Annotated in this window: 12 protein-coding genes; 2 read left to right on the top strand and 10 right to left on the bottom strand. The window is 63.8% G+C overall.

Translation table 11 applies throughout. The annotated features are described in order from the left end of the window. Positions 1 to 121: 121 nt before the first annotated feature. On the bottom strand, positions 122 to 826 hold the full coding sequence (locus AT395_RS16340) for a fumarylacetoacetate hydrolase family protein (protein WP_042116662.1): 705 nt from the start codon (positions 824 to 826) through the stop codon (positions 122 to 124). 123 nt (positions 827 to 949) lie between these two features. Next, positions 950 to 1,369 carry a VOC family protein gene (locus AT395_RS16335; RefSeq protein WP_042116661.1) on the bottom strand — a complete coding sequence of 140 codons (420 nt, stop codon included), beginning with the start codon at positions 1,367 to 1,369 and terminating at the stop codon, positions 950 to 952. 179 nt (positions 1,370 to 1,548) lie between these two features. On the opposite strand from AT395_RS16335, the gene AT395_RS16330 reads away from it, so the two are divergent. After that, complete coding sequence (locus tag AT395_RS16330) at positions 1,549 to 2,511, top strand: LysR family transcriptional regulator (RefSeq protein ID WP_042116660.1); 963 nt, start codon at positions 1,549 to 1,551, stop codon at positions 2,509 to 2,511. Here the strand turns inward: AT395_RS16330 and AT395_RS16325 are convergent. The 4 genes from AT395_RS16325 to AT395_RS16310 are packed head-to-tail and all read right to left on the bottom strand — an operon-like array spanning position 2,496 to position 7,132. After that, positions 2,496 to 4,028 (bottom strand): efflux transporter outer membrane subunit, encoded by a 1,533-nt coding sequence (locus AT395_RS16325; RefSeq protein WP_082164876.1) that lies wholly within the window; start codon positions 4,026 to 4,028, stop codon positions 2,496 to 2,498. The two genes, AT395_RS16330 and AT395_RS16325, sit on opposite strands and share 16 nt — an antisense overlap. Before the next feature lie 7 nt (positions 4,029 to 4,035). Continuing rightward, complete coding sequence (locus AT395_RS16320) at positions 4,036 to 5,178, bottom strand: ABC transporter permease (RefSeq protein ID WP_042116657.1); 1,143 nt, start codon at positions 5,176 to 5,178, stop codon at positions 4,036 to 4,038. Beyond that, entirely contained in the window at positions 5,175 to 6,170 is a 996-nt protein-coding gene (locus AT395_RS16315; protein ID WP_042116656.1) for an ABC transporter ATP-binding protein, read from the bottom strand. The genes AT395_RS16320 and AT395_RS16315 overlap by 4 nt, the downstream gene beginning before the upstream one ends. Further along, positions 6,167 to 7,132: an HlyD family secretion protein gene (locus AT395_RS16310; RefSeq protein ID WP_053086412.1), complete on the bottom strand. Its 966-nt coding sequence runs from the start codon at positions 7,130 to 7,132 to the stop codon at positions 6,167 to 6,169. The genes AT395_RS16315 and AT395_RS16310 overlap by 4 nt, the downstream gene beginning before the upstream one ends. Before the next feature lie 232 nt (positions 7,133 to 7,364). Here AT395_RS16310 and folE point away from each other — a divergent pair, with 232 nt between their 5' ends. Next, positions 7,365 to 7,931: a GTP cyclohydrolase I FolE gene (gene folE, locus AT395_RS16305; RefSeq protein ID WP_042116653.1), complete on the top strand. Its 567-nt coding sequence runs from the start codon at positions 7,365 to 7,367 to the stop codon at positions 7,929 to 7,931. Between the two features lie 82 nt (positions 7,932 to 8,013). On the opposite strand, the gene AT395_RS16300 is transcribed toward folE, so the two are convergent. The 4 genes from AT395_RS16300 to AT395_RS16285 form a co-directional block, all read right to left on the bottom strand. After that, on the bottom strand, positions 8,014 to 8,577 hold the full coding sequence (locus tag AT395_RS16300; protein ID WP_224787555.1) for a YbhB/YbcL family Raf kinase inhibitor-like protein: 564 nt from the start codon (positions 8,575 to 8,577) through the stop codon (positions 8,014 to 8,016). 180 nt (positions 8,578 to 8,757) lie between these two features. Then, positions 8,758 to 9,756 (bottom strand): cytochrome d ubiquinol oxidase subunit II, encoded by a 999-nt coding sequence (cydB, locus tag AT395_RS16295; RefSeq protein WP_042116651.1) that lies wholly within the window; start codon positions 9,754 to 9,756, stop codon positions 8,758 to 8,760. Between the two features lie 40 nt (positions 9,757 to 9,796). After that, complete coding sequence (locus tag AT395_RS16290) at positions 9,797 to 11,242, bottom strand: cytochrome ubiquinol oxidase subunit I (protein WP_048629773.1); 1,446 nt, start codon at positions 11,240 to 11,242, stop codon at positions 9,797 to 9,799. A gap of 250 nt (positions 11,243 to 11,492) precedes the next feature. Continuing rightward, positions 11,493 to 12,164: a DUF1345 domain-containing protein gene (locus AT395_RS16285; RefSeq protein WP_042116648.1), complete on the bottom strand. Its 672-nt coding sequence runs from the start codon at positions 12,162 to 12,164 to the stop codon at positions 11,493 to 11,495. Between the last annotated feature and the right edge of the window lie 58 nt (positions 12,165 to 12,222).

The following is a 12,222-nucleotide window of genomic DNA, read 5'->3' as shown; positions in this document are numbered from 1 at the left end:
CGTTTGCGCCGTCGGCCGGGTACTTATGCAAAGGGTTATCAACAGTTGCTGTGGATATCCTTGCCAACCGGCCGGTGCGGGTCCTGCGCGATCAAAGCCACGTTGATCGGATGACGAATCGTCAGGCGGCCGGCTTCTTGCCGATGGTGAAAGCGATCTCGCCCACACCGGCCACGCCGGCGCTGACCTTGTCGCCCGGCGACAGCGGCCCGACACCTGCCGGCGTGCCGGTGAAGATCAGGTCGCCGGCTGCGAGTTTCACGCTGCGCGAGATCTCCGCGATCAGGTCGGGCACCGACCAGATCAGCTCATTCAGATCGCCGGTCTGACGGTTCTCGCCGTTGACGTCGAGCCATACGCGACCTTCCTTCGGGTGCCCGACTTCCGCCACAGCGTGCAACGGGCCGCACGGTGCCGAGGCGTCGAAGGCTTTGCCCCAGTCCCACGGACGGCGCGTGTCCTTGGCTTGTTGCTGCAAGTCGCGGCGTGTGAGATCGACACCGACACCGTAGCCCCACACCAGCGACAGCGCCTGACGGGCGTCGACATTCTCGCCGTCGGCGCCAATGGCGACGACCAGTTCGATCTCGTGATGCAGCTCACTCGTGAGCGGCGGGTAGGGCAACGTGCCCTCGGCGGCTACCACGGCATCGGCCGGCTTCATGAAGAAGAACGGCGGCTCGCGATCCGGATTGCTGCCCATTTCGCGCGCATGCGCAGCGTAGTTGCGGCCGACGCAGAATACGCGGCGCACGGGGAAGCGGGCGTCGCTGCCCGCGACGGCGACCGACGCCTGAGGCGGGGGCGAAATAACGAATTGGCTCATGAGAAGACTCTCGGCTGAAACGAAACAATAACCAACGAAACACAGATGCCGGCGCACGACAGCGTCTTGAAGACGCTCGCGGCGATTGCCACGAACGATCGTACCGCGGCACCTAACACACCATTACTTGGCAAAGACCTGCGACAAGTCTGCGAACGCCTTGAACTCCAGCGCGTTGCCGGCCGGGTCGTAGAAGAACAGCGTTGCCTGTTCGCCCACCTGTCCGGCAAAACGAATATGCGGTTCGATGACGAAACGGGTGCCGGCGGCGCGCAGGCGGTCGGCCAACGCGTGCCACGAGGCCATGTCAAGGATAACGCCGAAATGCGGGACGGGAACCTCATCGCCGTCGACCGGATTCGTGATGCGCTTACCTGCCTCGTCCGGGGAGAGATGCGCGACCAGTTGATGACCGAAAAAATCGAAGTCGATCCAGTGGTCCGAACTGCGGCCTTCGGGGCAGCCCATCACGCCGCCGTAGAAGCGGCGGGCCGCTTCGAGGTCGTCGACGGGGAACGCGAGGTGAAAGAGCGGTGTTGCCATGTGGACTCCGGTGCAATGTGGGGTTGAACAAGGTTCGATCACCGCGTGGGCTCACGGATGTCTTTTTTCCTTGCCATCGGCGGGCGGAACGCCTTCACCGATTTGATGTAAATTCTATCCATCGATAAAAATAATCAGAAAAGAATAATTCGACCGCTCAGTCACAAAAATTTCGATCAATGATCCGTTACCTGAAAACCTTTGTCACGGCAGCCGAAACCGCTTCGTTCTCGGCGGCAGGGGCACGGCTTGGCCTGACGCAGTCTGCCGTGAGTGCCCAGATTCAGCGTCTCGAAGACGATCTTGGGGTGCAACTCTTCGAGCGCACCGGACGCGCCGTGTCGCTCTCGGACGATGGCCGCCGCTTGCTCGCGCAGGCGCAGGGGGTGATTGCGGGATATCAGGCCATGCGCGGTGAAGCCGGGGCGCATGACGGACAGGCGGCGCTTGCCCCCATTCATGTCGGTGCGATTCTCACGGTGCAGCTTGGCCTGTTGCCGGGGGCTGTGCAACGGTGGACGGCACTCGGCGCCATGCCGCACCTGAATATCGTGCCGGGCATGTCTGTGCAATTGCTGGGGCAACTCGACGCGAAAGAACTCGATCTGGCCGTGATGATCCGGCCGCGCATCGGTGTGCCGGCCGACATGAAATGGCTCACGCTGATGCAGGAGCCCTATGTCGCCATCGCACCGAAAGGCACGCGCGGCATGGTGGCCGACTGGGCGGCCGAGATGCCCTTCGTGCGTTACAACCGACGCTCGTACGGTGGCGACCTTGTCGAGCGATATCTCCGAAGGCACCGGCTTTGGGTGCGAGAAGGCGTGGAGCTGGACGAGCCCGAGGTCATTCTTCGCCTGGTGCGCGCGCGTCTGGGATGGTCGATCGTGCCCGCGACGCTCATCGGTCTGCCGGTCGACGCGCAACCCGCTGCGAAGACCGTTGCGCCGGCGATGGCGGACAAGATAGCGAAGGCAGGCAAAGGCGGTGGGGCGGTAGCTCAGGGGGTTCAGGTACTGCCGCTCTCAGGCGCGCCGCTCACGCGCGAGTTGGGGGTGCTCGTGCGTCAATCGGCGCTCAAACGCGCGCCGGTCGCCACGCTGATGAAGTGTCTCGCCGACGAGGCTCAGTCGCTGGGGTGAGCGTTTGCCGTTTCGGCGGAGGGCACTGTCGTTGCTCCGCCGAGCGCCTGCCAAAGTGCCGCCGTGTCTGTCAGACGAGCCCCTTGTGCGTCTAGCCGGGCGCGGGTGGCGTCGAGCGCCTGTCGTTGTGCGTCGAGCAGCGAGAGATGGCTGATGCCGCCCACGCGGTATCGCTCGCTCGCGATCCGGAACGCGGCTTCCGTGCGTCGCGCGGCATCGTCACGGGCGGCGAATGTGCTGGCGTCGGCCTCCAGCGCGCGCATTGCGTCGGCGACCTGTGCGAGGCCGAGCAGCACGGTGTCCTGATACGACGCCAGCGCGGCGTCGTAAGCCGCGACGGCCGAGCGGCGTTGCGCGCGCAACTCGCCGCCGCGAAACAGCGGCTGAAGCAGATTCATGCCGATGTTCCAGATATTGATGCCATTCCCCAGATCGGCCGTTCGCATGCGTTGGGTACCGAAGCTGCCTGAGAGTGTGAATTGCGGATACAGATTCGCAGTCGCCACGCCGACATCGGCGCTCGCTTTGTGCAGCAAGGCTTCCGAGGCACGAATATCCGGGCGGTGCCGTGCCAGCGTCGAGGGTAAGGAAACGGGAACTGTCTGCGGCAGATGCAGGCTGTCGAGATCGATCGCGGGAGACGTGAACGCTGCCGGCGGCTGACCGGTCAGGCGAGCCAATTGATGATCGTATTGAGCGATTTGCAGGCGCAGCGCGGGCAACTGCGCTTCGGTCTGCGCAACGAGCGCGGCCTGATTCTCGACATCCAGCGTGGCCACGCCACCGGCGCGTTGACGCGAGCGAGTGATATCGAGCTGCGCGCGCTGCGCGCTCGCCATGCCTTCGAGCGCCGAGAGTTGTGCTCGCGCGCTGGCTTGCCGCAGGGCGGCCGTCACCACATTGCCCGCGAGCGAGAGCCGTGCGGCTTCGGCCTCGAAGCGCTGGTAGTCGATCTGGGCGGCCAGACCTTCCAGTGCCCGCCGGTTGCCGCCGAACACGTCCAGCGTGTACGAAATGTCGACGCTCGCGTTATACAGGGTGAACGGCCCGGGATTCGGCACGCTCGTGATGCCGAACGACGTGAGATCGACTTGCTCGCGAGTGGCCGAGAGTTTCAGATCGGCAGACGGCAGCAATCGTGCTCCAGCCTGCGCGCGGTAGTCTTCCTGCGCCTGACGCAGCTTCGCCTGCGCCTGACGCAGCGTCGGGCTATCGGCCAGCGCTTGGGCAACGAGCGCGTTCAGCGCTGGGGAGCCGAAGCGAGTCCACCAGCGCGACGGCACCTCGTCCCCGGCGACGAGGGTTTGCGCGCCGCCCTGCGCGCCGTCGGCGCTGTCGGCGCTGTCGGTTGCGGTGGGTTGAGGCCCCGTCGTATAGCGAGCAACGTTTGTGGGCTCAGGGGCGTGGAAGTCCGGCCCGACTGCGCAGGCGGCCAGCGTTGTGCTCAACCCGAGCGCGAGCCACGGCAACGCGCCGAGGGCTGGGCGGTGACGATGCGCACCTTGGGCAACTCGCATGATGGCCTCAGTCGAGCGTTCGTTTGTAGAATTTCACGGCCGCCGTCATGAGCACGGCGGAGAACACCAGCAGCGGCCACAGGTCGTGCCAGGCATCGCCCCAGCCGTTGCCCTTGAGAAGAATGCCGCGAATGAGCCGGTTGAAATACGTGAGCGGCAATACGTTGCCGATGGCCTGCGCCCACGCGGGCATGCCGCGAAACGGAAACATGAAGCCCGAGAGCAGCATGTTCGGCAGAAAATAGAACACCGTGAGCTGCATGGCCTGCAACTGATTCTGCGCGAACGAGGACAGTGCGATGCCCACCGTCAGGTTGGCTGCAATGAAGACCAGCGCCGAGAGATAGATCGCGATCACGCTGCCCTCGAACGGCACATGAAAGACGAACCGGGCGGCAATGAGAATGATGCTCGCCTGAATCAGACCGATGGCGATATACGGCACGATCTTGCCGGTCATGACTTCGATGGGCAAAACGGGTGTGGCGAGCAGGTTTTCCATCGTCCCGCGTTCGCGCTCACGCACGATGGCGAGCCCGGTCATCATGGCGAGGGTCATCGTCAGAATCACCCCCATCAACCCGGGAATGATGTTGTATTGCGTGATTCCCTCGGCGTTGTAGAGGCGATGCACCTGCACGTCGAAGGCGCTCTGCCCGCCGGCCAGCGAGGCGAGCGGGCCGGTCAGATCCTTCTGCGCAACGGACTGCGCGATGGCGGGCAATGCGCCGAGCGCCGAGGCCATCGCCATCGGGTCCGTCGCGTCGGCCTCAACCAGCACGGCGGGCCGCTCGCCGCGCAGCAGCCGTCGGGTGAAATCGGCGGGAATATTCAGCACGAACTGAACGCGTCCCTGCGCCAGCGCGGCGCGTCCCGCCTCCTCGCTGGTGAGCGTTTCGGTGAAGTGGAAGTACTGTGAGTGCTCCATCGCCGCGACGAAACTGCGCGTGAATTCGCTGTCGTCGGCAACGATCGCCGCCGTGGGCATGTGTTTGGGATCGGTGTTGATGGCAAAGCCGAAGAGCGTCAGTTGCACGAGCGGCACGCCCACGATCATCGCGAAGGTCACGCGATCGCGTCGCAGTTGCAGAAACTCCTTGCACACAATGCTCCACCACCGTGCGATGGAGAACCCCAGCCGCGCGCTCATGCGCCGTCTCCGAAGTTGTCTTTCGCGTGGCTCATCAGATAGATGAAGACATCTTCCAGGCTGGTGTCGATGGGCGCGACGCGTAGCCCGTGCGTCGAGGCGAGTTGATGCAGCAGTTTGCCGAGGGCGTCGGCGTCCTGACCGCTCACGTGAAGCGCACTGCCGAATGCGACCGTTTGCGCCACGGCAGGTTGGGCGCGCAGTTCGCGTGCCAGATCGACGAGATTCTCGCCGTGTACCGTCCAAGTCGACAGATGCTGGCTCTCGATGACTTCATTCGCCGTGCCTCGTGCGAGCAACTCGCCGTAAGAGATGTAGGCGAGCTTATGGCAACGCTCCGCTTCGTCCATGTAATGTGTGCTCACCAGTACGGAAATGCCGCGTGAAGCCAACTCGTGCAGTTCCTCCCAGAAATCGCGCCGTGCGGTCGGGTCGACACCCGCCGTCGGTTCGTCGAGCAACAGTACCTGCGGCTCGTGCAGCATGCACGCCGCGAGCGCGAGACGTTGCTTCCAGCCCCCCGAGAGCGACCCGGTCAACTGCTTCGCGCGGCCTTTGAGACCGAGTCCTTCGATGGCGCGATCGACCGCTTCGCGCCGGTTTGGCATGCCGTACACGCGTGCGACGAAATCCAGATTCTCGCGAATCGTCAGGTCTTCCCAATAGGAGAAACGTTGTGTCATGTAGCCGACATGGCGCTTGATCTGCGCACTCTCGCGCACGATATCGAAGCCCAGACAAGTGCCGCTTCCCGAATCGGGCGTGAGCAGGCCGCACATCATGCGGATGCAAGTCGTCTTGCCGCTGCCGTTCGGGCCAAGGAAGCCGAAAATCTCGCCGCGCCGCACCTGTAGCGACACGTCTCTGACAACGTGCTTGTCGCCGAAGTGCTTGTTCAGACCGCTCACGTCGATGGCGAGATCGCCATTGCCGCCGTGACTGCCATGCCGTGCAGCCGTGTCGGCCGGTGGCGGTGTATCGCGGCGGTTCATTGGCGGGTGACCTGCACGGGCTGCCCCGGATTGAGCTTGGGGGCGTCTGCCGGGGCCGGGTGCGCCTCGATCATGTAGACGAGCTTGTCGCGCGTGTCGTTGCTGTAGATGACCGGCGGGGTGTACTCCGCCTGATTGGAGACGTAAGTGATGCGGGCGTCGACGCCCGCACCGCAGCCGTCGCAGGAAATATGCACCGTTTGCCCGGCGCTCAGGCTGCCCAGTGCGGTTTCCGGCACGAAGAAGCGGACCTTGATGTTGCCCGGCGGCAGCAGCCGCACGACGGGACTGCCTGCCGCCACCCATTCGCCAACGCGATACATGGTGTCGTACACGCGCCCCGAAGCACTTGCGCCCGGGTGTTTTTGCGCGAGTTGCCAGTCGGCTTGCGCGAGCGAGGCGCGCGCGGCGTCGACCTGTGCGGCTTGCGCCTGCCGTTGCGCTTCGCGGCCCGGCAGTTTCGCCACGGCAAGGCTGCTTTGCAGTTCCTGCACATGTGCCGTACTGCTGCGGGCGTCGGCACGGCTGGCGTCGAGTTGCTCGCGGGAGATGCCGCCGGCGGCGTATTGCGCCTGATCGCGGTCGAACTGGGCGACCGACTTGTCGCGTACGGCGATGGCCTGCCTGAGTTGCGCGGCGGACACGGCGATCTCGTCGGGACGCTTGCCGGTATCGAGATCGCGCAATTGCGCTTCGGCACTGGCAAGCGTTTCGCGCGCGTGGGCCTGCGCGGCAAGTTCGAAGGTGGATTCGAGAGTGAAGAGGGCGTCGCCTGCCTTGACTTGCTGACCGCGCGTGACCGACAGGGTCTGGAGCGTGCCGGCCTGCGAGGAGGCGACGTAGACGAACTCGCCTTCCACATAGCCCTGCCACGGCGCGGGGCCGTGATCGCCACAGCCGGCCAGTGCGGCCGTGACGGCAAGGGTCATCGCGTTAGTGCACATGCGAGTGTATGCCTGCATGACACGCCTCGTGCGTTGCGGTTGTCCGGTGCCACCTTAGCGCAAAAGCGCCGGCGCGGGCAATCCGGGAATCCGGGCCCACGGGGAACCTCGGAACCATCGGCACCGTCGAGGCAGGCGCCATGCGCCCGAGGGGACTCTCTGCTATTGTGCGCACATGTCCGGCGGCGCACGGGGCGCGCAAGCCGTAGCGGCGCGGCGCACCGGACCTCATGCAAGGAGCTTGATTGATATGTCTCACGACACGTTCGACGAACACGACTGGAAGCGATTCCTGAAACACATTGGCGAAGATCCGGACCGCCCCGGTCTGCACGAAACGCCGTCGCGCGTGCAAAAGGCCTGGCGTCAATGGACGGCCGGTTATGGTCAGGACCCGGCCGAAGTGCTCAAGGTTTTCGAAGACGGGGCAGAGCAGTACAACGAATTGATCGTCGTGCGCGGCATTCCTGTCTATAGCCATTGCGAGCATCATCTCGCACCGTTCTTCGGTAAAGCCACTATCGGCTATCTGCCTAATGGCAAGATCGTCGGTTTGTCGAAGCTCACGCGTCTGGTCGATTGCTTCGCCCGTCGTCTGCAAGTGCAGGAGCGTTTGACGACGCAGATCGCCGAAGCGCTGATGACGCATCTGCAACCAAAGGCCGTCGGCGTGGTGGTGTCGTGCCGTCATATGTGCATGGAAAGCCGTGGCATTCGCACGGCGGGCGAAGAGACGGTTACGTCGGCCATGCTTGGCGAGTTGCAGCCGAATCTGGCGTTGCGCACGGAGTTTCTCGCGCTCGCTCGCGACAAGTAAGCGACGCGTCGGCAGGCAGAATAGGAGAAAGCGCCGGCGAGGGACTCCCCGCCGGCGCTTTTTTTAATGGCGTCGGGCCGTTTTATCGGCCGTAACGCGCCACGATGGTCGAGCCGTTCAACGTGTGACCCGCGAGCGCGGCGCTCAGGCCATTCGCGTCGAGCCCTGCCGGCAATTGCCCCGGTTCGATATCGGTGGCCGTCACGGTGATGATGTAGTGGTGCGGCGTGTCGCCAACCGGCGGGCACGCACCGCGATACGCCATTGCGCCGCTGATGTTCTTGCCAACGGTGATCTGCGGGCCGGTTTCGTTACCCGCACCGGCGGCAAGCGACGAGACCGTGGCCGGAATGTTGTAAGCGAGCCAATGCACCACACCGCCGCCCTTTGCGCCATCGGGGTCTTTCATCGTGACGACCACGCTGCGCGTGGCCTGCGGCAGATGCTTCCACTCGATGGGCGGGCTGACGTTCTTCCCGCCGCACTCGCCCGGCCCGGCGTGAATCGCAGGCAGCAGGCCGCTGTCTGCAAACGCGCTCGACGATACGCTCATGCCTTCGGCGCGCGCTGTTCCGGCCGCGAGCGTCATGGCGACGGCGACCGCGCCCGCAATGCCCATCGCGCCCGGGGATGAAAGCCGTTTCATAAGCATGCCTCCTATTTGGCAGATGCAATGATGAGTTTGAATGGTAGTGCAAGCAGTGCGGTGCCCGCCACACCGGCACACCATAGCGCGACGAACCATCCCCAGCGAATCAGGCGCTGCTGCCACGGGCTGCGTATGGTTGTCCGTGCGTGCTGACGGCGCGCTCCGGGGCGTACGAGATCAGTGATAGTGCGCATCTTGAGGCACCTTGCCGCGAAATACCCAGTAGGCCAGCATCGTGTACGCGAGGATTACCGGAACGATGAAGGCCGCGCCCCATAGCGTGAACGACAGGCTCGAATGCGGCGCGGCGGCGTCCCAGAGCGTGATGCCGGGCAGAATTGCATAGGGATAAGCGCTGATGAGCAGGCCGCTGTAACCGAGAAACACGAGCCCGTTGGCGAGCCAGAACGGTGTGGCGTCGTGCGCGCGGCGCAACACGCGCCGCATGACCAGCGCGGCGCCGCCCACGAGGAACGGTACCGGCAGGCAGCGCCAGAACCATTGTTCGTCGAACCAGCGCTCGGTCACGAGCGGCAGTTGCAGCGGGGTCCACAGCGAGACGACGGCCATCGTGACCACGAGCACCATGGTCAGCGGCCAGGCGATTACGCGCAGGCGGCGCTGCAAGTCGCCTTCGGTTTTGCCGATCAGCCAGCACGCGCCGAGCAACGCATACGTAACGAGCAGGCCCAGACCGGTGAACAGATTGAACGCCGTGACCCACGCGAAGGCGTCGCCTGCGAACTGACCGTTTTCCACCGGAATGCCGGACAGATACGCCCCGAGGGCAACGCCCTGAAAGAACGTGGCGCCGGCCGAGCCGCCAATGAACGCCAGATCCCACCACTGGCGGGTGCGGCGTGACTTCCCGCGAATCTCGAAGGCCACGCCGCGAAAGATCAGACACACCAGCATGAACATGAGCGGCAGATACAGCGCCGAGAGCAGCACCGAATACACCATCGGGAACGCCGCGAGCAGGCCGGCGCCGCCGAACACGAGCCACGTCTCGTTGCCGTCCCAGACCGGGGCGACGGAGTTCATCATCGTGTCGCGTTCGCGCGCGTCGGGGAAGAACGGAAAGAGAATGCCGATGCCGAGGTCGAAGCCGTCGAGCACCACGTAGAGAAACAGGCCGAGCGCGATGATGGCGGCCCAGGCTAAGGTCAGATCCATAAGAAGTCTCACTAAGGTCGGTATCGTGTCGGGGCGACGATCAGGTGGCGTGCGCGCGGTCGGTGTCCATGCGTCCGGACACACTCGACAGGGCAGACGCGGCTTGTGGCGCAAGATGTCCGTCACGCGGGGCTTGTCCGCTGCCGGGTACCGTCGACGGATCGCCGGGCAGCACCGGGCCACCTCGCAAAATCTTCAGCAGGTAATACACCCCCGTGCCGAACACCAGGAAGTAAGCCAGCACGAGAATCAGCAGCGAGACTTGCACTTGCTGCAGGCTCACCGGCGACATCGCATGTGCAGTGCGCATCACCCCGTAGACGACCCAGGGCTGGCGTCCGGCTTCTGTCGTGACCCAGCCGGCGAGCAGGGCAACGAACCCGGTCGGCGAGAGCACGAGCATGGTGCGGGCGAAAGTGCGCGAGGTGAAGAGTGTGCCGCGACGCCGCAACCAGACGGCAGTGAGCGCTGCGGCGATCATTGCCAGGCCCAGGCCGACCATGATCCGAAAACTCCAGAAAACCAGTGGCACGTTGGGGCGTTCGTCTTTTGGAAACTCCTTCAGACCACGAATCTCACCGTCCCAGCTATGCGTGAGGATGAGGCTGCCCAGATGCGGAATTTCGAGGGCGTAGCGGGTGGTTTCGGCTTCCATGTCGGGCCAGCCGAACAGATTGAGCGGTGTGCCGCCGGTCTTCGTCTCCCAAAGCCCTTCGATGGCGGCGAGCTTGGCGGGCTGATGCTCGCGCGTGTTCAGCCCGTGGAGATCGCCCACGAAGGCCTGCAACGGCGCGAAGATCAACAGCAGCCACATGGCCATCGAAAACATGGTCTTGACGGCGGGGTCGCGGCGGCCGCGCAGCAGATGCCACGCGCCGGTACCTGCCACGACCAGGGCGGTCACGACAAACGCGGCGATGCTCATGTGCGCCAGACGGTAGGGAAACGACGGGTTGAAGATCACGTCCCACCACGACAGCACAACCACGCGGCCATCGACGATCTCGTAGCCTTGCGGCGTTTGCATCCAACTGTTCGACGCGAGAATCCAGAACGTCGAAATCAATGTGCCGATGGCAACGCACAAGGTCGCGGCAAAGTGCGCACGCGGGCTCACGCGATTCCAGCCGAACAGCATGATGCCGAGGAAGCCGGCTTCGAGGAAGAACGCCGTCATCACCTCGTAAGTCAGCAACGGCCCGGTGACCGCGCCGGCGAAGCTCGAAAAGCCCGACCAGTTGGTGCCGAACTGGTAGGCCATCACCACGCCCGAGACTACGCCCATGCCGAAACACACGGCAAAGGCCTTCGACCAGAAGCGGCACAGGTCGAGATAGTGTTGCTGACGCGTTTTGAGCCAGAGACCTTCGAGTACGGCGATGAAACTCGCCAGACCGATGGAGACAGCGGGGAAAACGATGTGAAACGAGACCGTGAACGCGAATTGCAGGCGTGCGAGGTCGAGGGCTTCCGGAACGGCAGTCATGTTGCGCTCTATGTATGCAAATTAACCCTGTCTTGTATGGCGTATAAATCCACCTATCGCCATTTATTTGCATGCATATTAGGATGTGCTGCGACGCAACATGCGTGACAAGACGTCACATGTGGCGCATTGACGCGGTGTGCGTTGACGCGTCGAATGGCGCTACTTGTATGTTTTTTAAGGAAATTATGTCTGTACCCCGTGCGACGTCATGTCACACAGGGCGAGGGGGGCACCGCGAGGATGGGCCTTAACTGAGCAGCCCGGCGCCAATGTTGATCGACAGGCCGAGCACGGCCAGATTGAAGAAGAACGAGAGGATTGCCTGGGCGAGTGTGGCGCGCCGCATGCGGCGCGACTTCAGGGCGACGTCGGCAGTCTGCGACGCCACTGCGATGGTGAACGAGAAGTACAGGAAGTCCCAGTAATCCGGATCGCAGTCACGGTCCGGCCACGCCAGCGCGTAGGGCGATTCCGTGTCGGTGAAGTACAGCCGTGCGTAGTGCAGCGTGTAGATTGTCGGCACGAGAAACCAGCCGGCAATGAGGGTGGCCGCGGCGAACAGCACATGTTCGGACGTCTGGTGCGGCGCGCCGGATTTGGCGCTGGCCAGAATGTGGATGATGGCGGCCACACTGGCGATGGCCGACAGGCTGACCACCGTGAGGACGACGGCGGCGCTCTGGTCTTCCTGTTCTGCAAAGCGCTCAATGCTGCGTTTGGGGGCGGTGACCATCATGAACCAGATCATCGCGAGATATGACCACGCCCCCGCATTCCACCCAATCAGGGTTCGCGTGACGGGGCTGAACTCGCCCTTCACGACAATGTGAACGAACAGGCCGGCGAGCACGCCAATGACAATGGCGATGAGCAGTCGCGGGTGGAAGCGAAGCAGATGCGGGAAGAGCTTGGCGTTCATTAAGCGGGTCCGGGCGGTGACGGCAGGCGGTTCGATTATCCACTAACGCCGTCACTTG

Source organism: Pandoraea apista, assembly GCF_001465595.2.
Classification (GTDB): Bacteria; Pseudomonadota; Gammaproteobacteria; order Burkholderiales; family Burkholderiaceae; genus Pandoraea; species Pandoraea apista.
The sequence above is the reverse complement of the archived record's forward strand: the minus strand, read 5'-3'. Positions and strand labels throughout refer to the sequence as shown.

Coding starts and splice junctions, on each gene's coding strand:
- AT395_RS16340 (WP_042116662.1), bottom strand. CDS start 826: ATGAGCCAATTCGTTATTTCGCCCCCGCCTCAGGCGTCGGTCGCCGTC.
- AT395_RS16335 (WP_042116661.1), bottom strand. CDS start 1,369: ATGGCAACACCGCTCTTTCACCTCGCGTTCCCCGTCGACGACCTCGAA.
- AT395_RS16330 (WP_042116660.1), top strand. CDS start 1,549: ATGATCCGTTACCTGAAAACCTTTGTCACGGCAGCCGAAACCGCTTCG.
- AT395_RS16325 (WP_082164876.1), bottom strand. CDS start 4,028: ATGCGAGTTGCCCAAGGTGCGCATCGTCACCGCCCAGCCCTCGGCGCG.
- AT395_RS16320 (WP_042116657.1), bottom strand. CDS start 5,178: ATGAGCGCGCGGCTGGGGTTCTCCATCGCACGGTGGTGGAGCATTGTG.
- AT395_RS16315 (WP_042116656.1), bottom strand. CDS start 6,170: ATGAACCGCCGCGATACACCGCCACCGGCCGACACGGCTGCACGGCAT.
- AT395_RS16310 (WP_053086412.1), bottom strand. CDS start 7,132: ATGCAGGCATACACTCGCATGTGCACTAACGCGATGACCCTTGCCGTC.
- folE (WP_042116653.1), top strand. CDS start 7,365: ATGTCTCACGACACGTTCGACGAACACGACTGGAAGCGATTCCTGAAA.
- AT395_RS16300 (WP_224787555.1), bottom strand. CDS start 8,577: ATGAAACGGCTTTCATCCCCGGGCGCGATGGGCATTGCGGGCGCGGTC.
- cydB (WP_042116651.1), bottom strand. CDS start 9,756: ATGGATCTGACCTTAGCCTGGGCCGCCATCATCGCGCTCGGCCTGTTT.
- AT395_RS16290 (WP_048629773.1), bottom strand. CDS start 11,242: ATGACTGCCGTTCCGGAAGCCCTCGACCTCGCACGCCTGCAATTCGCG.
- AT395_RS16285 (WP_042116648.1), bottom strand. CDS start 12,164: ATGAACGCCAAGCTCTTCCCGCATCTGCTTCGCTTCCACCCGCGACTG.